Annotated in this window: 23 protein-coding genes, 1 tRNA gene and 1 pseudogene; 11 read left to right on the top strand and 14 right to left on the bottom strand. The window is 70.8% G+C overall.

The features are described 5' to 3' along the window. A pseudogene (locus tag ASD62_RS20800) lies at window positions 1–196 on the bottom strand (hypothetical protein); the annotation flags it as partial. Window positions 197–258: 62 nt separating this feature from the next. Then, entirely contained in the window at window positions 259–696 is a 438-nt protein-coding gene (locus tag ASD62_RS14500) for a cupredoxin domain-containing protein (protein ID WP_082580839.1), read from the bottom strand. Between the two features lie 284 nt (window positions 697–980). On the opposite strand from ASD62_RS14500, the gene ASD62_RS14495 reads away from it, so the two are divergent. Beyond that, window positions 981–1697, top strand: a complete 717-nt coding sequence (locus ASD62_RS14495; protein WP_056916558.1) for a VOC family protein — start codon at window positions 981–983, stop codon at window positions 1695–1697. 297 nt (window positions 1698–1994) lie between these two features. Continuing rightward, a complete protein-coding gene (locus ASD62_RS14490) occupies window positions 1995–3764 on the top strand; it encodes a HAMP domain-containing sensor histidine kinase (RefSeq protein ID WP_082580838.1) in 1770 nt (589 codons plus the stop codon). Window positions 3765–3946: 182 nt separating this feature from the next. Here the strand turns inward: ASD62_RS14490 and ASD62_RS14485 are convergent. After that, window positions 3947–4028, bottom strand: a tRNA-Gln gene (locus ASD62_RS14485). Window positions 4029–4203: 175 nt separating this feature from the next. Here ASD62_RS14485 and ASD62_RS14480 point away from each other — a divergent pair. Next, window positions 4204–4806, top strand: a complete 603-nt coding sequence (locus ASD62_RS14480) for a TetR/AcrR family transcriptional regulator (RefSeq protein ID WP_056917417.1) — start codon at window positions 4204–4206, stop codon at window positions 4804–4806. Window positions 4807–4826: 20 nt separating this feature from the next. On the opposite strand, the gene ASD62_RS14475 is transcribed toward ASD62_RS14480, so the two are convergent. Then, the gene (locus ASD62_RS14475) at window positions 4827–5633 is read right to left on the bottom strand and encodes a methyltransferase domain-containing protein (RefSeq protein ID WP_056916556.1); all 807 of its coding nucleotides are present in this window, start codon (window positions 5631–5633) and stop codon (window positions 4827–4829) included. Window positions 5634–5697: 64 nt separating this feature from the next. Here ASD62_RS14475 and ASD62_RS14470 point away from each other — a divergent pair, with 64 nt between their 5' ends. Further along, window positions 5698–6219, top strand: a complete 522-nt coding sequence (locus ASD62_RS14470) for a MarR family winged helix-turn-helix transcriptional regulator (protein ID WP_056916555.1) — start codon at window positions 5698–5700, stop codon at window positions 6217–6219. 6 nt (window positions 6220–6225) lie between these two features. Here ASD62_RS14470 and ASD62_RS14465 read toward each other — a convergent pair whose 3' ends face one another. Together ASD62_RS14465 and ASD62_RS14460 are read right to left on the bottom strand one after the other, a co-directional pair. Continuing rightward, window positions 6226–8046, bottom strand: a complete 1821-nt coding sequence (locus ASD62_RS14465) for an ABC-F family ATP-binding cassette domain-containing protein (RefSeq protein WP_056916554.1) — start codon at window positions 8044–8046, stop codon at window positions 6226–6228. Next, window positions 8046–8981, bottom strand: a complete 936-nt coding sequence (locus tag ASD62_RS14460) for a 4-(cytidine 5'-diphospho)-2-C-methyl-D-erythritol kinase (RefSeq protein ID WP_056916553.1) — start codon at window positions 8979–8981, stop codon at window positions 8046–8048. The genes ASD62_RS14465 and ASD62_RS14460 overlap by 1 nt, the downstream gene beginning before the upstream one ends. Before the next feature lie 150 nt (window positions 8982–9131). Between ASD62_RS14460 and ASD62_RS14455 the strand changes: the two genes are divergently transcribed. Further along, window positions 9132–9818 (top strand): response regulator transcription factor, encoded by a 687-nt coding sequence (locus tag ASD62_RS14455; RefSeq protein WP_056916552.1) that lies wholly within the window; start codon window positions 9132–9134, stop codon window positions 9816–9818. Continuing rightward, complete coding sequence (locus ASD62_RS14450; RefSeq protein WP_056916551.1) at window positions 9815–12328, top strand: DUF4153 domain-containing protein; 2514 nt, start codon at window positions 9815–9817, stop codon at window positions 12326–12328. The genes ASD62_RS14455 and ASD62_RS14450 overlap by 4 nt, the downstream gene beginning before the upstream one ends. Before the next feature lie 19 nt (window positions 12329–12347). Here the strand turns inward: ASD62_RS14450 and rsmA are convergent, their stop codons facing one another. From rsmA to metG, 4 genes are all read right to left on the bottom strand, one after another. Then, complete coding sequence (gene rsmA / locus ASD62_RS14445) at window positions 12348–13214, bottom strand: 16S rRNA (adenine(1518)-N(6)/adenine(1519)-N(6))-dimethyltransferase RsmA (protein ID WP_056916550.1); 867 nt, start codon at window positions 13212–13214, stop codon at window positions 12348–12350. 131 nt (window positions 13215–13345) lie between these two features. Beyond that, window positions 13346–14440 carry a resuscitation-promoting factor gene (locus ASD62_RS14440; RefSeq protein WP_304438300.1) on the bottom strand — a complete coding sequence of 365 codons (1095 nt, stop codon included), beginning with the start codon at window positions 14438–14440 and terminating at the stop codon, window positions 13346–13348. Between the two features lie 326 nt (window positions 14441–14766). Continuing rightward, window positions 14767–15639, bottom strand: coding sequence for a TatD family hydrolase (locus tag ASD62_RS14435; RefSeq protein ID WP_056916548.1), 873 nt, complete (start codon window positions 15637–15639; stop codon window positions 14767–14769). A 14-nt stretch (window positions 15640–15653) separates the two neighbouring features. Beyond that, window positions 15654–17456 (bottom strand): methionine--tRNA ligase, encoded by a 1803-nt coding sequence (gene metG, locus ASD62_RS14430; RefSeq protein WP_056916547.1) that lies wholly within the window; start codon window positions 17454–17456, stop codon window positions 15654–15656. Between the two features lie 314 nt (window positions 17457–17770). Here metG and ASD62_RS14425 point away from each other — a divergent pair, with 314 nt between their 5' ends. From ASD62_RS14425 to ASD62_RS14415, 3 genes are all read left to right on the top strand, one after another. Then, a complete protein-coding gene (locus ASD62_RS14425; RefSeq protein WP_056916546.1) occupies window positions 17771–18928 on the top strand; it encodes a cell wall-binding repeat-containing protein in 1158 nt (385 codons plus the stop codon). A 94-nt stretch (window positions 18929–19022) separates the two neighbouring features. Beyond that, complete coding sequence (locus ASD62_RS14420) at window positions 19023–19622, top strand: DUF4126 domain-containing protein (protein WP_056916545.1); 600 nt, start codon at window positions 19023–19025, stop codon at window positions 19620–19622. 31 nt (window positions 19623–19653) lie between these two features. After that, the gene (locus ASD62_RS14415; protein ID WP_056916544.1) at window positions 19654–20424 is read left to right on the top strand and encodes a CPBP family intramembrane glutamic endopeptidase; all 771 of its coding nucleotides are present in this window, start codon (window positions 19654–19656) and stop codon (window positions 20422–20424) included. Between the two features lie 24 nt (window positions 20425–20448). Here ASD62_RS14415 and rsmI read toward each other — a convergent pair whose 3' ends face one another. Then, window positions 20449–21300 (bottom strand): 16S rRNA (cytidine(1402)-2'-O)-methyltransferase, encoded by an 852-nt coding sequence (gene rsmI, locus ASD62_RS14410; RefSeq protein ID WP_056917416.1) that lies wholly within the window; start codon window positions 21298–21300, stop codon window positions 20449–20451. 33 nt (window positions 21301–21333) lie between these two features. On the opposite strand from rsmI, the gene ASD62_RS14405 reads away from it, so the two are divergent. Further along, window positions 21334–22890, top strand: a complete 1557-nt coding sequence (locus ASD62_RS14405; RefSeq protein ID WP_056916543.1) for a dolichyl-phosphate-mannose--protein mannosyltransferase — start codon at window positions 21334–21336, stop codon at window positions 22888–22890. 17 nt (window positions 22891–22907) lie between these two features. Then, window positions 22908–23168: a hypothetical protein gene (locus ASD62_RS14400; RefSeq protein WP_056916542.1), complete on the top strand. Its 261-nt coding sequence runs from the start codon at window positions 22908–22910 to the stop codon at window positions 23166–23168. Window positions 23169–23239: 71 nt separating this feature from the next. Here the strand turns inward: ASD62_RS14400 and ASD62_RS20790 are convergent, their stop codons facing one another. The 3 genes from ASD62_RS20790 to ASD62_RS21025 all read right to left on the bottom strand — a co-directional run bounded on the left by ASD62_RS20790 (window position 23240) and on the right by ASD62_RS21025 (window position 26291). Continuing rightward, the gene (locus ASD62_RS20790) at window positions 23240–23926 is read right to left on the bottom strand and encodes a DUF5110 domain-containing protein (RefSeq protein ID WP_369818822.1); all 687 of its coding nucleotides are present in this window, start codon (window positions 23924–23926) and stop codon (window positions 23240–23242) included. Between the two features lie 164 nt (window positions 23927–24090). Continuing rightward, a partial coding sequence (locus ASD62_RS20785) for a glycoside hydrolase family 31 protein (RefSeq protein ID WP_304438299.1) occupies window positions 24091–25395 on the bottom strand: 1305 nt, incomplete at its 3' end. A gap of 71 nt (window positions 25396–25466) precedes the next feature. Further along, window positions 25467–26291 (bottom strand): HAMP domain-containing sensor histidine kinase, encoded by an 825-nt coding sequence (locus ASD62_RS21025; RefSeq protein WP_162254772.1) that lies wholly within the window; start codon window positions 26289–26291, stop codon window positions 25467–25469. Window positions 26292–26475: the final 184 nt, after the last annotated feature.

Here is a 26475-nt window from a genome sequence, read left to right as displayed (position 1 = left end):
CCCCCACGGCGAAGGCGGCGAGGAAGGCAGCGCGGCCACCGCGCCAGGCGAGCCAGACCGCGACGCCGAGCGCGAAGACGGCCTGGATGCGGAAGAGGTTGCCCGCACCGATGCCGCTCGGGGCGGACTGCTGGTACCCACCGGCGAGGTGGAGGTGCACGACGGCGTCCACGACCAGGCAGAGAGCCACAGCCACGCGGAGCAGGACGCCAGCGTTGTCTCGCGAGCTCCGTTGCTGCACAACGGTGCGTGCGGTGCTCACTTGACGACGAGCGTGCTGGACATGTCCGCGTGGAAGGTGCAGACGAAGTCGAAGCTGCCCGCCTTGTCGGGGGCCTTCATCGTCGCGGTGCCGTTCGGGTCGATCTTGACGTCGAAGCCGCCCGACTTGGACGTGACGGTGTGCGCCTGCGAGTCACCGTTCTTGATGGTGATGGTGGCGCCGGGCGCCACCGATGCCGGCACCTTGAACTTGAAGTCGGTGATCGTGATGACGGGGGACGCGGCGTCGGACGCGCTCGACGTCGGCGACTCGGCCGCCTTGGACGAAGGTGTCTCCGAGGGCATCGGCATGGACGACATGGACGTCGAGGAGGTGGAGGGCGACGAGGTGCTGTCCGAGTTCGACGAGCCACAGGCAGCCAGGCCGAGGGCCAGAACGGGGACGAGGGCGATGAGTGTGATCTTGCGGGTCATGTGATGCCTCCGGATCAGGTGGTCGATGTGACGGCCACGGGGAGGAGTTCGTCGCCGAGCGCCTTCCGGGTTGGCGAAAGGCTCCGAGGGCGCCTGCGGGCCGGGCCCGAGGAGGGGAGCCCGTGCGGGTGACCGTCTCTGGACCGACTGCGCCGACAGCGTTGAACGCGACGGGACGGCCGGCCGGAATTCCGTTGCGTCCCCATGAACCGACGCCTAGCGTCGATCCGTGGAAACCCCGGGTGAGGGCAGCACCCGCTGGGCCGATCGAACTCGGAGGCGCGATGACCAGCCGGCTGGTGGAGCTGTGCTTCGACGCGCGGCACCCACGTCGCCTCGCGGGGTTCTGGGCGAGCGTGCTCGGCCGGGACGTCGCCGACGACGGGGTGACCCTGCTCCCCGGTGACGACGGGCAGCTCCAGGTCCGCTTCCTGCCCACGGAGGTCCCGAAGACCCGGCCGAACCAGATCCACTTCGACCTGATGACCCTGTCGCTGCAGGACCAGCAGGACACGGTGGCGCGCGCCCTCGCGGCGGGCGGACGACACCTCGATGTCGGACAGCTGCCCGAGGAGGAGCACGTCGTCCTGGCGGACCCGGAGGGCAATGAGTTCTGCGTCGTGGAGCCGACGAACAACTTCCTGCGCGGCACCGGCCGGATCGGCGCCTTCTCCTCCGACGGCAGCCAGCAGGTGGGCTACTTCTGGAGCGAGGCCCTGGGTTGGCCGCTGGTCTGGGACCAGGACGAGGAGACGGCCATCCAGGCCGCGGAGGGCGGATCGAAGATCAGCTGGGGCGGACCGCCCTTCCACCCCAAGCTCGCGAAGAACCGGCTGCACCTCAACCTCGCCCCGCACGCAGCAGGCGACACCGATGAGGTCGAGCGCCTCCTCTCCCTCGGCGCCGCGAGGTCGAGCCTCGGGCAGTGCGGCGAGGGCTGGGTCGCCATGACCGATCCCGACGGGAACGAGTTCTGCCTCCGAACCGCGAACCCGGCCTGACGCGGCATACTCGGCGGCATGTCCCCGAGCGACTCGCTGCGACGAACCCTCTTGGCGAGGGCCGCCGAGGCGGACGAGACCGAGGTCCTGACGTTCCTCGCCTCGCGCGGACCATGATTCGGCTTCAACGGCACAACCACGTATGTCGTCACGGCCCGGTCCCTGTGGTGCGCGCGGAACGGCCTCCGGACGCTCTTCGGCGGGGAGCCCGCTGGTTGGTCGTAGTGGTCTCGTTCCTTTGGACACACTTTTTCTGGGCTCCGGGCAAGCCGACGCTGCGGTCATAGAGTCATTCCAATGAAGACCATGGCACCCAGGCCAAGTGGAGTCGTGGCGCTTGCCGTCTCCGCGGCTGTCGTGGTCCACGTGACTGCAGGCAACGCGGCGATCGCCGAAGCCAGCTATCTCGGCGTTCTGATCGCCGCGAGTGTGGGCGCCTGGGTCGGCGCGGCGCGGGTACCGCACGGACACCGCGAGGTGCCACGACTGATCGCTGCAGGCGTCTCACTGACGGCCCTCGGCGACGTGCTGTGGACCCTTCTCGACGTGACAGGCGCCAGCACGGACGTGTCGATCGCGGACCCGCCATGGTTCGCCAGCTACGTCGTTCTATGCGCAGCCCTGTGGCGCGTGCTCGCAACGGGCCGTGACGCAAGCGGACCGCGCCACCAGATGGACTTCGCCCTCGACGTAGGGACCATCGCGGTCGTCGGCTTGATGATCCTGTGGAACATCTCGCTCGGAACCATCGTCGCCGACGACAGCGTAGGTCCGTTGGTGCGCGTGGTGTGGGCGGCATATCCAGTGGCGGATGCCGTGCTGCTCGCGTTGGTCCTGCGCACCCTGATGAGCCGGGGTGCTCGTTCGGCGATCGGTAGGTCGTTCGCGCTGGGGGCGTGCCTGTGGCTGGCCGCCGACATCGCCTACATGCTGTCGCGCAACAGTGCGATCGAGCAGACGTTTCTGGATCCGGCGTGGATGGTTGCCCCTGTCCTGATGGCGCGCGCCGCGTGGCCCGCCGGTCCGGTGTCCACAGAGGTGCCTGAGACCTCGGCGAGCGGCGGGGTGGGTCAACTCCTGGTCGCAGTGTGTCCCTTGCTGGTGCCTCCCGGCCTCGAACTCGTCAACGACCTTCGCGGTGCGTCGGAATACCCGCTGAGGTTGTTCGTCGGCACAGCATTGGTGGTGACGCTGGCATTCGTGCGGACCCGGCGGTTGCTCCGCTCGGTGGAGCACGCACACCATGAGCTGGAACGGGCGCGAGACGAAGCCCTGCAGGCCTCCCATGCCAAGTCGATGTTCCTGGCCAACATGAGTCACGAGATCCGCACACCCCTCACCACGGTTCTTGCTGCGGCGGAGATGCTCGAGGACACCCCGCTGAACAACGTCCAACTCAAGTTGTTGGGAAAGATGCACCGCTCGGGGGAGCTGCTCAAGACCCTCGTCGAAGGGGTACTGGATTTCTCCCGAATCGAGGCCGGTCAACTCAGGCTTGCGCCCAAACCGTTCGATCTGCAGGCCATGATCGGGGATGTCGCTGAGGTCTACGAGCTGCGGGCGTCCCAGGCAGGAATCGGATTCGAATGGCGTCTTGATCCGCACCTGAACCACCTGGTCGTAGGAGACGCTGCGCGACTGTCCCAGGTGGTGACCAACCTGCTCGACAACGCTCTGAAGTTCACGCATCAAGGGAAGGTGACCCTGACCGTCGCTCCTGAGACATCCGGCTGCAACGAACCCGCTGACAGCTCGGTCGTCAGGTTCGAAGTGTCTGACACCGGCATCGGGATACGCGTGCCGGACCAGGACGCGATCTTCGCGTCGTTCAAGCAGGTTGACGGTTCCGAAACCCGCAAGTACGGCGGGACCGGTCTCGGACTAGCGATCTGCAGGGAGCTGACCGAGTTGATGGGCGGGACGGTCACCGTCCGAAGTGAGTACGGCCGCGGAAGCTCTTTCGTGGTCCGCCTGCCACTGCCGCCGACCGATGCCGAGAGGCCTTTCCTGGAGCGCGGTGGTGCTCCTGACAGGGAGGCCCGCCAACTCATCCGAGGACGCGCCTAGGGCCGTCCGGGGGCATTCCCACCCGGGCGGGGATCTCGAACCGCTCCTGGCTGCCGCGGACGCCGATGGGGCGACGCAGTCGGACGAGCTGGACGCCGGCACGTCGGGCTCGAGGACAGCCAGCCGATCAACGCGGCCTCCCGCACCGCCACCGAGGCTGCAGGGTCGCTGACCACCACCTGTGGCTCCCCGGGTAGGAATCGAACCTACGTCGCTTGTCCTGATTCAAAGTCAGGCGGGCCCTGCCAGCAGACCAACCGGGGAACGTCCCGCAGAGGGACCTGCAAAGGGTAGCCAATCCGCGGCGGTGCCCTCACCCCGCTGGACCTCGCGGTCCGGCCACGCGGCACACCGGTCGGGCGGGGCGGGGGCAACAGGCATGATGGAGCGTGTGAGCAGCAGCCATGACAAGCCCGTGACCGCGGTCGCGAAGTCGCGCATGACCGGGAAGCAGCGTCGCGAGCAGCTCATCGACGTGGGCAGGAAGTTGTTTGCCGACAAGGGTTTCGAGGGTACGACCGTCGAGGAGATCGCCGCGAAGGCCAACGTCTCCAAGCCGGTCGTCTACGAGCACTTCGGGGGCAAGGAGGGCTTGTACGCCGTCGTGGTCGACCGTGAGATCGCCGCCCTCCTCAGCCTCGTCACCGGAGCGCTGACCGCCGACCTCAACAGTCGCCAGACCCTGGAACGCGCAGCCATGGCCCTGCTCGACTACATCGAGAGCTCCACCGACGGGTTCCGGATCCTCGTCCGCGACAGCCCGCCCGGGCAGTCGACCGGTTCGTTCGCGAGCCTCATGTCCGACGTCGCGAGCCAGGTCGAGCACATCCTCGCGGCCGAGTTCAAGCGCCGGAAGATCGACCCCAAGACCGCCCCCCTCTACGCCCAGATGCTCGTCGGCATGGTGGCCCTCACCGGCCAGTGGTGGCTCGACTCGCGCAAGATGAAGAAGGCCGACGTCGCCGCCCACCTCGTCAACCTCGCGTGGAACGGCCTCGCCAACCTCGAGAACAAGCCGACCCTCGCCATCACCGCCAAGTAGGCCGCTGGCGCGCCCGGCGGTCAGGCACCGGTGCGGTGGGCCACGGCGAACACCCGCCGGAACGCCAGGATCACTCCCACCGGCGTGCGGGGGTATGCCACGCGGAGCCGCGCGTCGTAGTCCGCCAGGAACGCCGCTCGTTCCGTCTCGTCGTCGAGCGCCTCGAGGACCGGCCGCAGCCCGGTCCCTCGCACCCACTCGAGCACCGGGTTGTCCTGCGCACCACCGGGGTCGAGGACGTGCTGGTAGGTCGTCTCCCACCCGTCGACCTCGCAGCCGAGGGCGCCGAGCTCCACGACGTACCGGGCCGGGTCGTGGACGGCCAGCCGGTCGAGCGCAGGAGCGAGCCGGTCGGCCGCGGGGTGGTCCGCCGCCGTCTCACGCATGAGCGCGTGAGAGGGAGCGTCGTTGTTGCCGGGCACCTGCATCGCGAACCAGCCGCCGGGAGCGAGCGCCTGCACCCAGGCGCGGACGAGCGCGAGGTGACCGGGCACCCACTGCAGCGTCGCGTTGGTGACGATGACGTCCGGGGCCGCCCCGAGCGAGCCCACGTCCCACGACGCGACATCGGCCTCCACCCACTCGACGCGCCTCTCGGCGTCGAGCTCTCGAGCCGCGTCCAACATCTCCGGCGAGTGGTCCACGCCCACGACGCGCGCGTCGGGCCACCGGCGGGCGAGCCCCAACGTCAGCGGGCCGTTGCCGCAACCGAGGTCGACGACCAGACCGGGCGAGCTCGCACCGACCCGGGCCATGAGGTCCCCGAAGGGGCGCGACCGGTGGTCGGAGAACTTGGCGTACTGCGTCGGGTCCCAGTGGGTGCTCATGTCCTCATGATGCCCCTCACTTCTCTTGATATCAAGATACTTGATGAGGGGTACAGTTCTCGCCATGAGTCCCCGACGCCCAGGACCGGTCGTGCCACCGGCCGACGACGTGGACCACATCGTCGACGCCTGGCGGCGCGAGCGCCCCGACCTCGACGTCGCCCCGTTGCAGGTGTTCTCCCGCGTCTCCCGCCTCGCCCGCCGCCTGGACCTCGACCGCGCGCAGGCGTTCGCGCTGCACCAGCTCGAGGGTTGGGAGTTCGACGTCCTCTCGGCCCTGCGCCGCGCCGGCGACCCCTACGAGCTCTCCCCCGGGCAGCTGATCCGCCAGACCCTCGTCACCAGCGGCACCATGACCAACCGCGTGGACCGGCTTGAGCGTCGCGGCCTCGTCGGCCGCAGCCCCGACCCCACCGACCGCCGCGGCGTCATCGTCCGGCTCACCCCGGCGGGGCAGCAGGCGGTTGACGCCGCGATGGCCGACCTCCTCGACCGCGAGCGCACGCTGCTCGCCGAGCTGTCCCCCAAGGACCACGAGGAGCTTGCGGCGATGCTGCGCCGCCTCCTCTCGCCGTTCGAGGTCTGAGGCTCCTCAGCCGACGATCTCCGCCGCGGCCAGCCACTCCAGCTCGAGGTTCTCGCGCTCGTCGACGATCTCGCGCAGCTGGCCGTTGAGCTCAAGCACCTTCGCGTGGTCGGCGGCGGCCTCTGCCATAGCGAGGTGGATCTTGTCCTCGCGCTGCGTCAGCCGGGTCAGCTGCTTCTCGATCCGCGCCATGTCCTTGCGCGCCTCGCGCAGCTCGGCCGGGCTCGGCCCGGACGTGCCGGCGGCCGGAGCGTTGTCCACCCGCGCGGACGTCGAAATGGCTTCTCTCGCAGCAGATTCGATCGCCGCGTGCCGGAGCTCGAGGTACTGGTCGACACCGCCAGGGAGCTGTCGGAGCTTGCCGTCGCCGAGCAGGGCGACCTGCCGGTCGCAGGCCCGCTCGAGCAGGTAGCGGTCGTGCGAGACGACGAGCAGCGTGCCGGCCCAGCCGTCGAGGACGTCCTCGAGCGAGGTCAGGGTCTCGATGTCGAGGTCGTTGGTGGGCTCGTCGAGCAGCAGCACGTTGGGCTCGTCCATGAGCAGCCTGGTCAGCTGCAGCCGTCGTCGCTCACCACCGGACAGGTCGGAGACCCGGGTCTGCTGCCGCCCGCCGGTGAACCCCAGGCGCGTGGCGAGCTGGGACGCCGAGATCTCCTTGGGCCCGAGCCGCACGAACTTGCGGACGTCCTCGATCGCCTCGATGACTCGCCAGTCGGCATACCGCTCCAGCTCCCTGACCTCCTGCGAGAGGTAGGCCAGGCGCACGGTGATGCCCTGCTTGCGCTTGCCCGAGGCCAGCGGCAGCTGACCCGCGATGGCGCGCAGGAGGGTGGACTTGCCCGCACCGTTGACCCCCACGACCCCGATGCGTTCGCCGGGCGCGAGGTGCCAGGTGAGCCGGTCGAGCAGGACCCGGTCACCGAGGGCGACGGTCGCGTCGATGAGGTCGACGACGTCCTTGCCCAGGCGCGTGGTGGCGAACCTCAGCAGCTCGACGTCGTCGCGCGGGGGCGGCTCGTCGGCGATGAGGGTGTTGGCCGCGTCGATGCGGAACTTCGGCTTGGACGTCCTGGCCGGCGGCCCCCGGCGCAGCCAGGCGAGCTCCTTGCGGAGAAGGTTGTCGCGCCGCTCGGCGGTCACCTGCGCCATCCGCTCGCGCTCGGCCTTCGCGAGCACGTATGCCGCGTAGCCGCCCTCGAAGGCGTTGACCGTGCCGTCCACGACCTCCCACGTGTTCGTGGCGATGGCGTCGAGGAACCACCGGTCGTGGGTGATCGCGACGACGGCGTTGTCAGGACGGGCTCGGTGACGGACCAGGTGCTCGGCCAGCCACGCGACCCCCTCGACGTCGAGGTGGTTCGTGGGTTCGTCGAGGAACAGCACGGTCGGGTCCTGCACGAGCAGGCGGGCGAGCGCCAGCCGACGGCGTTCGCCACCGGACATCGGACCGATCGTCGCCTCGAAACCGCCCACGGACTGCGCCTCGATGCCCCCGAGCAGGCCCGTCAGCACGTCGCGTACGCGGGCGTCACCGGCCCAGACGTGCTCGGCGAGGTCGCCGAGCACCACCTCGCGCACGGTGTGGGTGGGGTCGAGGACGTCCTCCTGGGCGAGCACTCCCACGCTGGAGACCCCGGCGCGGGTCACCCGTCCGGAGTCGACCTCCCGCTGGCCGGCGAGGACGCTGAGCAGGGTCGTCTTGCCGCCGCCGTTGCGGCCGACGATGCCGATGCGGTCGCCACCGAGGACACCGAGGGACACCTCGTCGAGGACCTGGGCGGTGCCGAGGGCCAGGGAGGCGCGCTCGACACTGATGAGGTTCGCCATCAGCCGGGCCGCGGTCCGCTGATCTCGTGGGCACCGTGCGCGGGGCCGGTGGCGCGCCGGACGTCCTGCACCGCGCCCGAGGCCGTCAGCGACACGGCCAGGTCGAGGGCGGCCTCGTTGTTCTCCACCACGAACGCCACGGTCGGTCCCGAACCGGAGACGACGCCGCCGAGGGCCCCGAACTCCAGGCCTGCGTCGAGCACGTCACCCAGCGCCGGCATGAGCGAGATCGCCGCCGCCTGCAGGTCGTTCTGAAGCGCCTCGCCGAGGGCCCGCGGGTCGCCGGAGCGCAGTGCCTGCATCATCTGCGGGCTCGATGAGGGGTCCTTGACGGCCTTGTCGCCGCGCAGCCGGTCGCACTCGGCGTACACGGCCGGCGTGGACAGTCCGGTCTCGCTGAGCGCGAACACCCAGTGGAAGCTGCCCCGCGCCAGCACTGGTGCCAGCACCTCGCCGCGCCCGGATCCCATCGAGGTGCCGCCGGAGAGCAGGAAGGGGACGTCGCTCCCGAGCTCGGCCGCGATGTGCTCGAGCTCGGTCCGGGGCAGCGCCAGCCCCCACAGCCGGTCGCACGCGACCAGGGCGGCCGCGGCGTCGGCCGAACCACCCGCCATACCGCCCATCACGGGGATGTCCTTGCGGATGCTCACGTGCACGGGCTCGCGCACCTCGCCGACCTCGGCGAGCATGCGCGCGGCCCGGAGGGCGAGGTTGCTCTCGTCCACCGGCACCCCGAGGGACTGCGGGCCCGAGACCCCCACCCCCCAGTCGTCCGCGGCGGCGACGGTGACCTCGTCGTAGAGGCTCACGGCGTGGTAGACGGTCGCCAGCGGGTGGTAGCCGTCCTCACGGGGCGCACCGACGAGCAGCTCGAGGTTGACCTTGGCCGGGACCCGCACCGTCACGGACGACGGCATCACGGCGGCAGAGGTCATGGTCGCAACCCTAACGGGGACGGCCGCACCGCGCGGATCAGCACAGCCGCCGGCACCTGGGGGCCCTCGAGGACCGACGCCTCACACATCTGCACAGAACCTTCACATGATCTCCGCCGACCCTCCTCGCGCTCCTCCTACGCTCGAACCGTGAGCCATCCACCCCGTGTCCTGGTCGTCGAGGACGAGCCGACCATCGCCGACGCCATCACCGCCCGCCTCGTCGCCGAGGGCTTCGACGCGCAGCAGGTGCACGACGGGCTGGTGGCCCTCGACCACGCCGCGACGTGGGACCCCCAGGTCGTCGTCCTCGACGTCATGCTGCCGGGGCTCGACGGGCTCGAGGTGTGCCGCCGCCTCCAGGCGACCCGACCGGTGCCGGTCCTCATGCTTACCGCACGCGACGACGAGACCGACCTGCTGGTGGGCCTCGGCATCGGCGCGGACGACTACATGACCAAGCCGTTCTCGATGCGCGAGCTCGTGGCCCGGCTCCGCGTCCTGCTGCGCCGGGTCGAGCGGGCTGCCGAGGCGCACGCCCCCGCCCCCACCGTCGCCGTCAACGGCCTGCGGATCGACGGCGCGCAGCGCAGGGTCTGGGCGGGCGACGCCGAGGTGCACCTCACCCCCACCGAGTTCGACCTGCTCGCCTGCCTCGCCGCCCGTCCCGGCACCGTCCTGTCCAGGGAGGCACTGCTCGCCGAGGTGTGGGGCTGGGCCGACGCCTCCGGCACCCGCACCGTCGACAGCCACGTGAAGTCGTTGCGCCGCAAGCTCGGCGCCGACCGCGTCCGCACGGTCCACGGCGTCGGCTACGCCCTGGAGCCGGGCGCGTGAACTACGACCTGCGTCCCCTCGACCGGGCCCGTTCCATCAAGACCAAGCTCGGCCTGCTGGTCGCCGTGACGATCACCGTGGCGTCGGTCCTCGCCGTGGTGGGCACGCGCCTCGGCGTCTCGCCATGGGCGACGGTGCCGGTCGCGGTCGTGGCCGCCCTCGTGGTCACCCAGCTGCTGGCCCGCGGCATGACCTCGCCGCTGCGGGAGATGACGGTGGCGGCGCAGCGCATGGCGCAGGGGGACTACTCCCAGCGCGTGCGCGCCACCTCCGGCGACGAGGTGGGCGAGCTGGCGCGGGCGTTCAACCGGATGTCGGCGACCCTCGAGCTGGTGGACCGGCACCGTCGCGACCTCGTCGCCAACGTCTCGCACGAGCTGCGGACCCCGATCTCCGCGCTCCAGGCCGTCCTGGAGAACCTCGTCGACGGCGTCTCCGAACCCGGCCCCGAGGAGCTGCGTTCAGCCCTGGCCCAGACCGAGCGACTGGGCCGCCTGGTCGGCGACCTCCTCGACCTGTCCCGCGTGGAGGAGGGCGTGACACCCCTCCAGGTCGCGAAGGTGGACGTCGCCGAGCTCCTCGAGGAGGCCGTCGCGCAGGCCCGGACCGACGGTCTGCGCTACTCCGTGGTGGTCTCACCTCCCGGACTGCGGCTGTCGGCGGACGCGGACCGCCTGCACCAGCTGCTCGCCAACCTCCTCGACAATGCCGCCCGCCACAGCCCGCGCGACGGCGAGATCAGGGTGGCGGCCGTCGCCGAGGGCGACCGGGTCCGCCTCGACGTCGCCGACGACGGACCGGGCATCGCGCCGGCCGAACGCGGCCTCGTGTTCGAGCGGTTCACCACGAGCGCAGCCCACAACAGCGGCACCGGGCTGGGCCTGGCCATCTCGCGCTGGGTCGTCCAGCTGCACGGCGGCACCATCGCCGTCGCCGACAGCGAGCACGGCTGCCGCATCGAGGTGCTGCTACCCGTCGACCCCACCCGTCCGACCACGACCAAGGAGCCCGTCATGAGCACCCTGACCCCGCCGGCACCCTCGCAGCCACCCCTGCCCGCGCCCGCCCGTGACACCCTCACCGCGTTCTGGCCCGACGCGGACCGGCGCCGGCCGGGGCTCGTGGGGGCAGCTGCCGCGTCCGGCATCCTCGCCGCCCTGGTGCTGCCCGACCACCGCATCGGGCTCGGCGCAGCACTCGTGCTCGCGGCCATCTGCGCCACGGTGCTCGCGACGCGCACCCGCCGGGCCGGCAGGGGCACCTGGTCCTGGACGGACACCGCCGACGTCGCCGTCGTCGTCCTGCTGCTCGTCACCCTGGTGCTGCGCGACGCCGCGTGGATCACGGCGCTCTGCCTGCTGGCGGCGCTGGCCCTCGTCGCCGTGGGCTCGACCCGTGCGAGCTCCGTCCTCGGCACCGTCGGGTCCGCCGTGGCCGTCCCCCTGGCCGGCCTGCGCGGTCTCCCCTGGCTGGGGCGCACGCTGCGACCCCGCGGCGGCACGCAGAGCTGGATCCCGGCCGTGCGCGCAGGGCTCCTGTCCGCCGTCCTGCTCCTCGTGTTCGGGTCGCTGTTCGCCTCAGCGGATGCCCTCTTCGCGACCTGGGTCGATGCGATCACCCCGGACATCACCTGGAACGACCTGCCCGCCCGCACGGTCCTGGCCCTCTTCGTCGCGGGCGGCACCCTCGCGGCGGCCTACGTGGGCCTCGCCCCTCCCGCCGTCGACCGCCTCCAACCTCGGCTGCGTCCCAGCCGCCGCCCCTTCGAGTGGCTGGCCCCGATCGCGGCCGTCAACGCCGTCTTCGCCGCCTTCCTCGTCGCTCAGGCGACCGCGCTCTTCGGTGGCCACGACTACCTCCAGCGGACGACCGGGCTGACGTACGCCGACTACGTCCACGAGGGGTTCGGCCAGCTGACCGTGGCGACCGTGCTCACCCTCACCGTCGTCGCCTGGGCCAGCCACAAGGCCGAGCCGTCCCGGCGCCGTGACGTGGCGCTCGGCGCCCTGTGCCTGATGACCATCGTCGTGGTCGTCTCCGCCCTGCACCGGATGAGCCTCTACGTGGAGGCGTACGGCTTCACCCGGCTCCGGCTGCTCGTCTCGGTCTTCGAGGGCTGGCTCGGCCTCGTGCTGGTGATGGTGCTCGTCGCCGGGGTCGTGGGCGGGCGCCGGTGGCTCGTCCCGGTCGCCGTCCGGACCGGAGCGCTCGGGCTGCTGGGCCTGGCCCTGGTCAACCCGGACCTCTACATCGCCGAGCACAACCTCTCCCGCACGCAGGCCACCACTCCCGTCGACTACGCCTACCTGCGGTCGCTGTCCGCGGACGCCCTCCCCGCGATCGTCCGGCTGCCGGACGCCGAGTTCGCCTGCGCGGTGCGCGGCCTCCAGGTGCCGGTCCGCGGCGACTGGCTCGACTTCAACCTCGCCCGGGAGCGGGGCGCGGACCAGCTCGCCGAGCGCACCGCGTCGGGAGCCGGCTCGGCCGTCGTCTGCCCGACGACGCCCTGAAACCGGTGGCCGTGGTCCGTCAGTCGCCGAGGGCGGCGCGGGCCGCGGCGATCGCGGCGAACTCCGCGATGCCCAGCTGCTCGCCCCGCGTGCGGGGGTCGACCCCGGCGGCGCGCAGGTACTCCTCGGCGCGGGGGGCCGAACCCGCCCACCCGCTCAGCGCGGCGCGCAACGTCTTGCGCCGCTGGGCGAACGCCGCGTCGATGCAGGTGAAGGTGTCGCGGCGGCTGGCGGCGGTCGTCGGCGCCGGTCGCCGCTCCAGCAGCACCAGGCCCGACTCGACGTTCGGCACCGGCCAGAACACGCTGCGTGGCACCGTCCCTGCGAGCCGCACCGCGGCATACCAGGCGGCCTTGACGCTCGGCACGCCGTAGGCCTTGGACCCCGGCGACGCGGCGAGGCGTTCGGCGACCTCGAGCTGGACCATGACGAGCACCCGCTCGAGCGTCGGGAAGGTCTCGAGGAAGTTGAGCACCACGGGCACGGAGACGTTGTACGGCAGGTTCGCGACGAGGGCGGTGGGCTGCGGGTCGGGCAGCTCGCGGACCTGCATCGCGTCCGCGTGGACGAGCGTGAGCCGGTCGGCGTATGCCGGCGCGAGCCGGCTCACCGTGCCCGGCAGCGCCTCCGCGAGGGTCGGGTCCACCTCGACGGCCGTGACGTGACCCACCTCGGGCAGGAGGGCCAGGGTGAGCGAGCCCAGACCGGGTCCGACCTCGACCACGACGTCGTCCTGACCCACACCGGCCAGCCGCACGATGCGCTTGACCGTGTTGGCATCGACGACGAAGTTCTGGCCCCACTGCTTGGTGGGACGCATCCCGAGCCCGGCGGCGATCTCGCGGATCTGGGCGGCCCCGAGGAATCCGCTGGTCTGCTCCGCCATGCCAAGAACTCTAGGGGAGGTGGGCGCGCTCCCCTCACACCCAGGGACACCCGGCGGGACACACGAGGACGCCCCCGACCCGGTGGGGTCGAGGGCGCCGTCGGTGACGTGTCAGGACGTCGGCACGGCGATCAGGCCGCGTGGGCGCATCCCCACGGGCTCAGGCCCGCCTTGGCGTAGTAGCGGTTCGCCACCGTGATCTGCTCGGCCCGGGAGGCCAGGTCAGGGCGCGACGCGAAGTCCCCGCCACCGTTGGCCATCCACGACGAGATGTCGAACTGCAGGCCACCGTAGTAGCCGTTGCCGGTGTTGATCGACCAGTTGCCGGTCGACTCGCACTGGGCGATGCGGTCCCACATCGCGGCGTTCGAGAGGTTGATCCCGGCGCCGGAGGTGTTGCCCGCGCTGGGACGGCTGCTGGTGGTGGCCGCCGGGCGCGACTTGGTGCCGACGGCGACGATCCTGGTCACCGGCTTCTGGGTGACGACGGAAGAGAGCTTCTTGCGGCTCTCGACCTTGCCGTCGACCTTGGTGACGCGCCAGGTGGTGACGCGGGCACCCTCGGAGCCGGCCTTGAGGACCTTGCTCTGGCCCTTGAACAGGCCGCTGTCGTTCTTCTGCGAGACCGGGGCGGCGATCGACTCGGTGGTCCTGGCCTGGGTGGCGGAGACGCGCAGGACCGAGATCTTCATGCCCTTGGTCACCGCACGCGCGGGGCCGGGAGCCACGCGGTCGTCGGCGTCCATGGTCACGCCGAGCTCCTTGAGCGCGGCACCGACCGTGGTGCCCGTCGTGGTCTCGGAGCGGTTCTTGCCGTCCACGCGGACGAGGACGTCCTTAGGGGTGGTCACGGAGAGCGCCAGGCCCTCGCGGCCCAGGCTCATCGAACGTGACGCGGAGAGCTTGGCGGAGTCGGCGCGGATGCCGAGCTCCTGCAGGGCACCGTCGACCGTGGTCGCGGTGGTCCAGTAGTCACGCGTGGCGCCGTCGACGGTCACGGTGAGCTTGCGTCCGTAACGGACGACGATCTTCTGCCCGTCGGACACCTTGGTGTCGGGGGCCGGCACGACCACGTCGTGCTCCTTGAGGGTGATGTCCTGCTTCGCGAGGACGTCACCCACCGTGCCGCCGAAGGCGTGGACGGTGGAGGGCTTGCCGTCGACCGAGACGGTCACGGACTTGTCGAGGTGCGAGACGCCAACGGCTCCGGCGACGAGGGACGTCACCACCGCGGCTTGGGCGATACGCCGAACGGGACGGGTGATCACAATGCTCCAGTGGTCGATCTCCCCGGGCATCGGTGGGGTGCCGCGTCCCGCCGGCAAGGGTTCCACCGGCAAAGAAAGAGGGGCGCTCCGGGCCGCCGGTTCCCCGACGGATTGAGCACCCCCGCTCGCGTCACCCAGGGTCCGACCCCGGCCAACAGTCATCAACCATGACCGCCGATCTCCCGTAGGTCAACTTTTGATAACGGAACCGTCTTGCTTTCACCAAGGACATGCGGGACTCCCGTCACAGGAGCACCATGTGCGCCCACGCGCCCGACGCCACCTCACCAGGGGCCGTAGACGTCCTCCGACGTGGCACTCAGGGCCTGGCAGAGAGTCGGCACGGCGACGCCCAGGACCCCTGCCATGGCCCGGACCGTGAGGGGGACGAGGAAGGGCGAGTTCGTCGCCCCCCGCCACGGCACCGGCGTCAGGTACGGGGCGTCGGTCTCGACGAGCAGGCGGTCCAACGGGGTGACAGCCAGGGCGTCCCGCAGGCCCTTGGCGTTCTTGAACGTGACCGTCCCGGCGAAGGACAGGTAGTAGCCGCGCTCGACGCACTCACGCGCCATACCCATGTCTCCGGAGAAGCAGTGGAGCACCGTCTTCTCAGGTGCCCCCTCCTCGGCGAGGATCCGCAGGACGTCGTCGTGGGCATCACGGTCGTGGATCTGGAGCGCCTTGCCCGTGCGCTTGGCGAGGTCGATGTGCCACCGGAACGAATCCTGTTGCACCCCAACCCCTTCGGGACCGGTGCGGTAGTAGTCCAGCCCTGTCTCCCCGATGACCCGGACCCGGGGGTGGGCGGCCAGCGCCTCGATCTCCGCACAGGCGGAGGGCAGGTCGCCCTGCTCGGCGAGGCGGGGCACCTCGTTGGGGTGCAGGGCCACCCCGCCGAGCATCGCGCGGTGCCGGTCGACGACCTCGACGGTGAACCTGGCGCCGGGCAGGTCGCACCCGATCTGGACCATCCGGTCGACCCCGACCGAGGCCGCGAGCGCCACCGCGGCAGCGACGTCGGGGGCGTCCTCCCCCTCGCGCGCGATGTCGAGGTGGGTGTGGTTGTCGACCACCGGGATGGGCAACGGGTCGGGCGCGGTCGGCACCCGGCCGTGGCCGGTGCGCGCGGGCGCGTCGCTGCTCGTGGGGTCCGCCATCCGGGGCCGTCCGGTCAGCTCTGCTCGAGCCGGGCGAGCTCTTCCTCGACGACCGCCTCGTCCAGCTTGGTGAAGATGGGTGTGGGCTTGGTCACACTCGCCCCGACACGCACCGGACGGGACTCCCAGCGCGGCGTCGAGGTGTACTCGCCGGTGATGATCGGGTAGCTGCGGCCCTCGTCGCCGGCGTCCAGGCCGGGGACGTCCTGCACGGCCGGCATCGGCATGAACCCGCCCTCGCCACCGATGGCCAGGTGCACGGCGTTCGAGGAGTGCGGCAGGAACGGGCTGAGCACCGTGTTGAGGTCGCTGACGCACTGGACGAGGGTGTGCAGCACGGTCGCCAGACGGACCTGCTGGTCCTCGCCCTTGAGCTTGAACGGCTCGGTGTCGGTGACGTACTTGTTGACCTCGCCCACGGTGCGCATCGCCTCCGCGACGGCGGACTTGATCCGCTGGCGCGCGAGCAGGTCGCCGACCGTCCCGAACGCCGCGAGCACCTTGGCCCGGACGGCCTCGTCGACCGGCTCGAGCGGACCGGGCTGCGGGATCTCGCCGAAGTTCTTCGCGACCATGGCCGCCGTGCGGTTGACCAGGTTGCCCCAGCCGGCGACGAGCTCGGAGTTGTTGCGCTGGACGAACTCGGCCCAGGTGAAGTTGGAGTCCTGGTTCTCCGGTCCGGCCGCACAGATGAAGTAGCGGATCGCATCGGGGCCGTAGCGCTCGAGCACGTCGCGGATGTGGATGACGTACCCGCGGGACGTCGAGAACTGCTTGCCCTCCATCGTGAGGTACTCGCTCGAGACCACCTCGGTCGGCAGGTTGAGCGTCCCGAACGCCCCCGGCTCTCCCCCCTTGCTGCCCAGACCGGCATACCCGAGGAGCTCGGCCGGCCAGATCTGGGAGTGGAAGGTGATGTTGTCCTTGCCCATGAAGTAGTAGGACACGGCCTCCGGGTCGTTCCACCACTCGCGCCAGCGCTCGGGCTCACCGAGCCGGCGGGCCCACTCGACCGAGGCCGACAGGTACCCGATGACGGCGTCGAACCACACGTAGAGACGCTTGGTCGGCTGGTCGACCCAGCCCTCGAGCGGCACCGGGATGCCCCAGTCGATGTCGCGGGTCATGGCCCGCGGGCGGATGTCGTCGAGGATGTTGAGGCTGAACTTGATGACGTTGGGACGCCACGTACCCGACGCCTCGCGACCCTCGAGCCACTCGCGCAGGGCGTCCGCGAGCGCCGGCAGGTCGAGGAAGAAGTGCTGCGTCTCGATGAACTCCGGGGTCTCGCCGTTGACCTTGGACCGCGGGTTGATCAGCTCGGTCGGGTCGAGCTGGTTGCCGCAGTTGTCGCACTGGTCGCCGCGGGCCTCGGGGTACGAGCAGATCGGGCAGGTGCCCTCGATGTAGCGGTCGGGCAGCGTCCGGCCCGTCGACGGGGAGATGGCGCCACGGGTGGTCTGCTCGACCATGTAGCCGTTCTTCCAGACCTGCGTGAACAGCTCCTGCGCCACGGAGTAGTGGTTGGCCGTCGTGGTGCGCGTGTAGAGGTCGTAGGAGCACCCGAGGTCGGCGAGCTCGTGCGCGATGATCGCGTGGTTGCGGTCGACCAGCTCGCGGGCGGTCACACCCTCCTGGTCGGCCAGCACGAGGATCGGGGTGCCGTGCTCGTCGGAGCCGCTGACCATGAGGACGTCGTTGCCGGCCATCCGCATGTAGCGGCTGAACACGTCGGACGGCACGGCGAACCCGGCGACGTGGCCGAGGTGGCGCGGCCCGTTGGCGTAGGGCCAGGCGACGGCGGACAGGACCTTCATGCGGCGACGGCCTCGGTGCCCGGGCAGCGCACGTGCGGTGCCGGCAGGGCTCGGGAGCATGGGACGACGGTTGCGGTGCTCACGCACCGATCCTAGGGGGCACGGGCAAGCGACTTCCGGGCGCTCCAGGCACCCCCGCACCGGTATGGCGCCCGCGCGCCATCGCGCGCGTCATACCTCCTGCCGAACCGGCCGGACGTGTCGGTTCCGTGGGGAGGCACAAATTTTGCCGGTTATGCCTTACTTCGACGCGGGTGAGGACCTACTGTGAGCGCGTGCGGCGGGGAGATGCCGCCTTTCCAGAGAGAAGAGACATGGCCAACCGTCTGCCCAAGGCTGCAGCCCTCATCGCTGCAGTGATCGCCGTCCCGCTCGGAGCTGGCGCCGCCACCGCGTCACCGGTGACCAAGCCCGCCCCCCAGACCGTCCAGTCGGCCTCCCAGGCCAAGGCGCTGGCGAAGCTGCTGCACCAGCGCTCCGACCACCGCGCCACCGCCAAGAAGGTGGCCCCGAACGCCGCGGGAGAGCCCACCACGGGTCGTCTGGCCGGTGCCGACCGTTACGCCACGTCGGTCGCGGTCTCCAAGACCAGCTACGACGACAAGCAGCTCGCGGGTGGCACGCTGGTCGTCGCCTCCGGGATGCAGTTCCCCGACGCCCTCGCCGGCGGCCCTGCCGCGGCAGGCATCGGTGGCCCCCTCCTCCTCGTCCCGCCGAACGGCACCGTCCCGGCCGGCACCATCGCCGAGATCAAGCGCCTCGGCGTCGAGTCCATCGTCATCATGGGTGGCACCGGTGCGGTCAGCAGCGGCATCGAGGACCAGCTCGCCAAGGTCGTCCCCTTCGTCGACCGCCTGTACGGCGACAACCGCTACGAGACGGCGGCCTTCGCGTCGTACTTCACGTGGCAGTTCGACGAGGCCAACCCCGACGCCGAGCCCACCCCGCCGTCGGTCGTCTACCTCTCCAGCGGCAAGACCTTCGCCGACGCCCTCGCAGGTGGCGCCGCCGGGTCCATCGCCGGTGCGCCGCTCATGCTGACCGACCCCGCGAGCCTTCCGGACGTGACGCAGTTCGCCCTCGAGGACACCAACCCCACCGAGGTCCGCATCCTGGGCGGGACCGGCGCCGTCTCCGGCGCGGTCGCCTCCAAGATCCGCATGGTCCTGCCCAACGTGAAGATCACCCGCCTCGGTGGAGCCAACCGCTACGGCACCGCGGCGCTGACGGCGCACAACCTGGGCCTGCCCACCGGCGGCGCGGTCATGCTGGCCAACGGCAGCACGTTCCCGGACGCCCTGTCCGCCTCCACCTCCTCGGCCGTCATCGGCGCCCCGCTGCTGCTGGTCCAGCAGAAGTGCGTCCCGGCCGAGACGTTCAAGGCGGTCAACGAGCTGGAGCCGAGGCTCATCCGCGCCATCGGCGGCACGGCGATCGTGTCCAACGACGCGCTCAACGGGAAGCCCTGCTGACCCAGCTCCACAGCACCACCCGCACGACCGTGATCCACCCGAAGGGCCCGGCAGCCACCACGGCTGCCGGGCCCTTCGCCCTAGGAGGTGACCGATGATCGCCGCCCTCACCGGCATGGGCCTGTCCGCCGCGGCGGGCCTGAACGCCTACATCCCGTTCCTGCTCGTTGCGCTCGTCGCACGCTTCACCGACGTCCTCACGCTCCCCCAGTCCTACGCCTGGATCGAGTCCTGGTGGGCCATCGGGATCGGCGCCCTGCTGCTGCTCACCGAGGTCGTGCTCGACAAGATCCCCGCCGTCGACACCGTCAACGACGCCGTGCAGACCTTCATCCGTCCGAGCATGGGTGGCCTGGTCTTCGCGGCCACGTCTGCGGCGGACCAGATCGACCGCTCCACCTGGATGACCGACCACCCGTGGGTCGGGATCGCCCTGGGGGTGGTGGTGTCCGGCCTGGTCCACACCGGCAAGACCGTGGCGCGGCCGGCGATCAATGCCGGAACCCTCGGCTTCGGCGCCCCGGTCGCCTCGACCGTCGAGGACGGCGCCTCCATCGGGATGAGCCTGGTCGCGGTCTTCCTGCCCGTCCTAGTGATCGTCCTGCTCGTCGCCCTCGCTGCGCTGCTCGTGTGGCTGTGGCGCATCGCCCGGCGGCGACGGCGGCGACGCGACAGCCGCTCAGCGCTTGCATGACGCTCTCAGGGTTCGCGGACAGGATGGGCGCATGACCGTCGCCACCACCCCGCTGTCGCGTCGCTCGCTGGTCACCGAGACGGTCCTCGTCCTCGGCGTCAGCCTGGGGGCGTCGGCGATCTGGTCGCTCCTGTCGATCATCAACAAGCTCACGCAGCAGCGCGCGCTCAACCAGCAGACCACCGCGATGAACTCGTCGGTGACGCCCGACCGACCCTGGCTCGACCTGGCCTACCAGCTCGTCGGCATCGTCATCGCCCTCGTCCCGGTCGCCCTCGCCGTGCACCTGCTGCGGCGCGACCGCCCCGACGCCACCCACGCCATCGGGGCAGACCTGCGCCAGCCCGGCCGGGACCTCGTCCGGGGACTGCTGCTGGCAGCCGCCGTGGGACTGCCGGGACTCGCGCTGTACGCCGCGGCGAAGGCCGCCGGGTTCAACACCACCATCGCCGCGGCCAACCTCTCCGACCACTGGTGGACCGTGCCCGTCCTCGTCCTCGCGGCGGTGCAGAACGCCGTCCTCGAGGAGGTCATCATGGTCGGCTACCTCTTCACCCGGTGGCGCCAGGCCGGCTGGTCGCTGCCCGCAGTGGTCGTGACGTCGGCCCTGATCCGCGGCTCGTACCACCTCTACCAGGGCTTCGGCGGCTTCATCGGCAACATCGCCATGGGCCTGTTCTTCGGCTGGGTCTACACCCGCACCAAGCGGGTCGGCCCGCTCGTCGTGTGCCACACGATCCTCGACGTCGTCGCCTTCGTCGGCTACGCGCTGCTCAAGGACCACCTGTCGTTCCTCACCTGAGCCGGGCGCCGGCCCGGGACCGGCTCACCGCTGCGCCAGGTACCCGTCGTACAACGACTTCTTCGACAGCCCCGTGGTCACCGCGACGTCGGCGCACACGTCCTTGAGCCGCTCCCCGGCCGTGACCCGCTCCCGTATGGCGGGCAGCGCCTCCTCGACGGACGTCACCGTCGGCGTCGCCCCGGCCACGACGACCGTGATCTCGCCGCGCACGCCGTCGGCGGCCCAGTCGGCGAGCTCACCGAGGCCACCGCGGCGGACCTCCTCGTAGGTCTTGGTCAGCTCGCGGCACACGGCCGCACGACGGTCCGGCCCCCAGGCCTCGGCCATCGCCCGCAGGCTCACCTCGATGCGGTGCGGCGCCTCGAAGAACACCATGGTGCGACGCTCGTCGGACAGCGCGGCGAGGGTGCGTGCCCGCTCGCCACCCTTGCGCGGGAGGAAGCCCTCGAAGCAGAACCGGTCGACCGGCAGACCGGAGACCGCGAGCGCCATGAGCACGGCACTGGGCCCCGGCACGCAGGTGACCCGGACGCCGGCAGCCACGGCCGCGTCGACCAGGCGGTACCCGGGGTCCGACACGGACGGCATACCGGCGTCGGTCACGACGACCACGCGCTCGCCGGCGCGCAGCCGCTCGACGAGCTCGGGGGTCCGGGCCGCCTCGTTGTGCTCGTGGTAGCTGAGCACCGACCCCCCGGGCGTCACCCCGAGGTCGTTGCACAACCGGCGCAGCCGGCGGGTGTCCTCCGCCGCGACGACGTCGGCGCCGGTGATCTCCTGCGCGAGCCGCGGTGCGGCGTCACGGGGGTCGCCGATGGGGGTCGCCGCGAGGACGAGGACTCCTGCCTTCGGCTCTGGTGTCACGGGTGTCATCCTGTCAGGCCCGGTGTGCATACGATGTCGCGCATGACCCGGACCGACGAGCTGCGATCACGGCTGCTCGGGTTCCGGCCCAGCGACACCCTGTGGGGCTGGCTCGGTCCGCTGTTCTTCGCCGTCGTCGGCGGCATCATGCGCTTCTGGTCGCTGGACCGGCCGCACCAGCTGGTGTTCGACGAGACGTACTACGTCAAGCAGGGCGTCTCGATGCTCGAGTACGGCGTCGAGATGCGCGTGCCCGACAGCATCAAGAAGCCCGACGAGCTGTTCACCCGCGGCACGCCCGACGTGTTCGGGACCGAGGGCGACCTCGTCGTCCACCCGCCCGTCGGCAAGTGGATCATCGCGGTCGGGGAGCACCTCTTCGGCCAGACCTCGTCGTGGGGCTGGCGCTTCTCGGTGTGCGTGCTCGGGACGCTGTCGATCCTCATGATCGGCCGAGCGGCCCGGCGGTTGTTCGGCTCTTCCCTGCTCGGGACGATCGCCGCGTTCCTCGTGGCCTTCGAGGGGCACCACTTCGTCCAGTCCCGGACGGGGCTGCTCGACCTCATCGTCATGTTCTGGGCCCTGGCCGCGTTCTGCGCGCTGCTCATCGACCGTGACCGCTCGCGGGCGATCCTGGCCGCCAAGGTCGCCGACCTCACGCCGCGCCAGCTCGCGACCGGGCTCGGCCCGTGGCTCGGCTGGCGACCATGGCGCTGGGTGGCGGCGGTCTGCCTGGGCCTGTGTGCCGGCACCAAGTGGTCGGGACTGTTCTTCCTCGTGGCGTTCGGCCTCATGACGGTGCTGTGGGACCTCGGCGCGCGGCGAGCTGCCGGGGTGCGCCACTGGTTCTCAGCGATGCTCGTCAAGGACGGGCTGTGGGCCGCGCTGCTCATGGTGGGGACGGCCACGCTGACCTACCTCGCGTCCTGGGTGGGCTGGTTCCGCTCGAACCTCGGGTACGACCGCACGTGGGGAGCGATCCACCCGTCGAAGGACACGCCGTGGGTCCCTGACGCGGTGCGCTCGCTGTGGCACTACCACCAGGAGATCTACACCTTCCACGTCAACCTCCACGACAACCACCCCTACCGGACCAACCCGTGGTCGTGGGTCGTCCAGGGGCGGCCCACGTCGTTCTTCTACGAGGGGCCCAAGCGCGGCGAGGACGGCTGCACCGTCGCCCAGTGCTCCAAGGCGATCACCTCGATCGGCACGGTCTCGATCTGGTGGCTGGGCGCGGCTGCGGTGTTCGTGCTCGTCTTCTACTGGCTGTTCAAGCGGGACTGGCGGGCCGGCGGCATCCTCGCCGGGCTGGCCGGCGGCTACCTCCCGTGGTTCGGCCTCGAGGAGCGCACGATCTACTCCTTCTACACGGTGGCGTTCGAGCCGTGGATCATCTTCGCTGTCGTCTTCGTCCTCGGGATCGTCCTCGGCAAGCGGACCGACTCGCGCCGCCGACGCGAGGTCGGCCTCTACGTCGTGGGTGCCTACTGCCTGCTGACGCTGGTGCTGTTCGCGTTCTTCTGGCCGATCTACACCGCCCAGGTCATCCCCCAGGGTCAGTGGTCGCTGCGGATGTGGTTCCCCAGCTGGGTCTGACACGGCAGGCTTGGCCCGTGACGCGCTTCGAGTTCGCCCCGGGCACCGTGGGCATGATGATCGAGGACGAGGACGTCGCCCGCCTCGACGCCGCGAACGCCGTCCTGCGGGCCACCATCCGTGAGGTGCGCGACGCCATGGGTGGGGTGCCGGCCGACACGGTCCACGCCGAGCTCAGCCGCCTCCTCGCTGATCGCGTCGGCCCCGGGTTCGTCGTCCGTGACGCCGACCTGCGGGCCGATGCCGAGGCGATCAGCGACGGCACCCTCTTCGGCTGACCGCCGGCTGAGCGNGGTTCGAGGTGTTCGAGGACCGGGATCCGGTACCTGAACACCTCGAACCGAGGAGGTCAGCCGGCCAGCAGCACCTCGGTGAGCGCGCCCAGCAGAGCCGGCGACACCTCGAGCGCCTGCAGGGTCCCGATCGCGGAGGCCGGTGTGGGGGCCGTGCGGATCGCCTCGTAGGCCGCGCCCTTGAGCTCGAAGCCCATCTGCGCCCGGTCGAGGATCGCGAACGCCGCGGCCACCGGGTCGGCGTTGTCGATCCCGACGAGAACCGTGTCGTACGAACGGTCTGCGGGCACGGACGAGCCGTCGCCCTCCACGTCGTGCACGGTCACGGCACCCGTCGCGTCGTCATACGTGATCCGCGTGCGGGCCCACCGCTGGTCGTCCCTGTCCTCGACCAGGGTGAACTCCCCGTCCGCGCCGGGGACGACGCGCAGCTCGATCCGGCTCGACGGGTCGGTGCCTCCGCCGAGGGAGTCAGCGGGCACCAACGGGAGGATCGTGCCGGCCCGCGCGAGCACCGGTATGGAGCCGAGGTCGCGGTGCAGGTGCAGCACCCGACCGCCGCGGTAGCGGGTGCCCGTGAACAGGTCGACCCACTCCCCCTCCGGCAGCCACGCCTTGACCCGCCCGAGACCGGTCTCGCGGTCGGCCGGTGAGGTGATGGGCGCCACGAGCAGGTCGGTGCCGAACATGAACTGGTTGGGCACCTGGTACGCCTCGTGCTCATCCGGGTGCTCGTAGTACATCGGCTCGACGATCGGGCGCCCCTCGTGCGCGCGGACGTTCATCGTGGCGAGGTAGGGCATCAGCTGGTGCCGCAACCGCAGGTGCTCGGTCATCACCTGCTGGGCGCGCGTGCCGAAGCGCCACGGCTCCTTGGTGTTGAACGGGTTGAAGCCCGAGTGCANNNCCCCTTGAAGTGGCCGCCGATGTCGTGGCTCCACCAGCCGTAGCCGGCGTTGCTCGCCGTCGCCGTGAAGTACGGCTGGAAGTCCAGCGACTCCCACGTGATCATCGTGTCGCCCGAGAAGCCGATCGGGTAGCGGTGGCTGCCGATCCCCGCGTAGCGCGAGAAGGTCAGCGGCCGTCGGCCCGCCCGTCCCGAGTCGAGGTAGTGGAAGTGGTTGAGCAGCCACAACGGGTCCAGGCCGGGGACCCGGGTGACTCCGCCCTGCTGCCAGTCCAGCCACCAGAAGTCGACGCCCTCGTCCTCGAGCGGGTGGTGCAGCTCCTCGAAGTACGCCTCGAGGAAGTCGGGGTCGGTGGGGTCGAAGGGGACGGCGACCTCGGAGGCCGGGTCCACCCCGACCCTCTTCGCGAGGGCGGCGTAGGCGGCTTCGTGCGCGTGGACGCCCTCGGCCGGGTGCACGTTGAGCGACGTGGCCAGACCCCGCTCGTGCAGCGCGGTGAGGAACGCCTGCGGGTCGGGGAAGAGGTCTCGGTTCCAGGTGTAGCCGGTCCAGCCGCTGCCGTACTTCGGGTCGATGTCGACCAGGTGCCAGTCCATGTCGATGACACCGACGGAGAACGGGATGCCCTCGCCCGCGAACTTGTCCATGAGCGCGAGGTACTCGTCCGCGGAGTACGGGTGGTAGCGGCTCCACCAGTTGCCGAGGGCGTACCGCGGCAGCAGCGGGGTCGGGCCCGTCAGTGTGTAGAGCACCTCGAGCGCGCGACGGAAGTCGCGGCCGTAGGCGAAGACGTAGAGGTCGAGGTTGCCCTCGCGGCGCGGGGTGATCCAGCCGTCGTCGGTGAGCAGGACCGTCGAGGAGTCGTCGACCATCGCGATGCCGTCGTGGGCGAGGATCCCGTTCTCCAGCGGGATGGCGCCGTCGACGTCGTCGAGCGTGCGCGCGGTGCCACCGAGGTTCGGGGACGGCACGCCATACCTCCACACGCTGTCCTGGGAGTGGAACCCGCCCTTCGCCCACACGGACAGGCCCTGGGTGGTGAACTCGCCCCCGTCGTAGGTGAGGTGGAAGCGTTCGGTGCTGATCTCGACCAGGCCGTCGGCCCCCTGCGTCACCGTGAAGTCGCACGGCGGGAAGGCGCGGTTGAGCACCGTCTGCGACGCCCGGTCCTCGAACTCCCCCGTCGCGCTGTACTCCAGCCGCACCAGCCCGGCGTCGAGGACGGTGATCCGGTGGTGTTCGCCCTGCACGATGTTCGCGGGGTCGGCGATCGGGTGGGTCTCGAGCCGGAAGTGCTCTTTCACGGTGCTCCCTGTCGGGTGGGCCGGAACGGACGGCCACCACTCTTCCACGTCCGTGCGCCCGGACCTCGGCGTCAGAGGGTGGCGGCGTCCACGGCGGCAGGGTCGTCGAGGGGCAGGTTCAGCGTGAACGTCGAGCCGAGTCCCTCGACCGAGGCGGCCGACACGGCCCCACCGTGCTGGCTGGCGATGCCGCGGACGATCGACAAGCCGATCCCCGTGCCCTGGATCGCCTGCCGTTGGGCGCTGCTGGACCGGAAGAAGCGGCTGAAGAGCTGGTCCTGCTCGTCCTCGGGGATGCCCATGCCGGTGTCCGACACCGAGAGCAGGGCGTTCGTGCCGCTGTGGGACACGCGTACCGTGACGGCACCACCGTCGGGGGTGAACTTGATGGCGTTGCTCAGCAGGTTCATGACCAGTCGCTCGAGCTGACCGGCATCGGCGAGCACCGGCGTCGGTTGGCTGCCGACCTCGAGGTTCATCCGCAGCCGCCGGTCGCGCAGCAGCGGCGCGACCCCCTCGAGCGCGCCCTTGGCGGTGTCGCGCAGGTCGTGGTTGCGCAGGACCGGGGTGTTCGCGCCGGACTCGAGCCGGGAGGCGGTGAGGAGGTCCTCGATGAGGACCATGAGGCGTTGACCGTTGCGCCGGATCCGGCCGAGCATGTCGCGCTGGTCGGGGTTGACGTCGCCGCCCACCCCGTCGATGAGCATCTCCGTGTAGCCGACGACGCTGGTCACGGGGGTGCGCAGCTCATGACTCACGGACGAGACGAACGTGGACTTCGCGTCGTTGAGGCGCTGGAGCTCGACGACGGCCTCGCGCTCCTTGACCAGGGCCGCCTCGAGGAGCTGGCGCGCGCTGTGCTGCTCCGTGGTGTCGACGAGCTGGGCGGTGAACATGTAGTGGGAGCCGTCACGGTTGAGGGTGGAGAGCACCAGCTCGATCCACCGCGACGGGTCCTGCGCGAGCTGGACCTCGCCGCGCCACCCCTTGCTGGTCTCGGCCATGATCGCCAGCATTCCGGCGCGGACCTCGGAACGTCCCGGCTCCAGGAAGTTCTCCAGCCAGTCGCCGTCGGACAGC

Origin of the sequence: Phycicoccus sp. Root563, from assembly GCF_001427915.1 — a bacterium.
Classification (GTDB): domain Bacteria; phylum Actinomycetota; class Actinomycetes; order Actinomycetales; family Dermatophilaceae; genus Pedococcus.
Note: the sequence above shows the minus strand (reverse complement) of the source record. Positions and strands in the feature narration are given on the sequence as shown.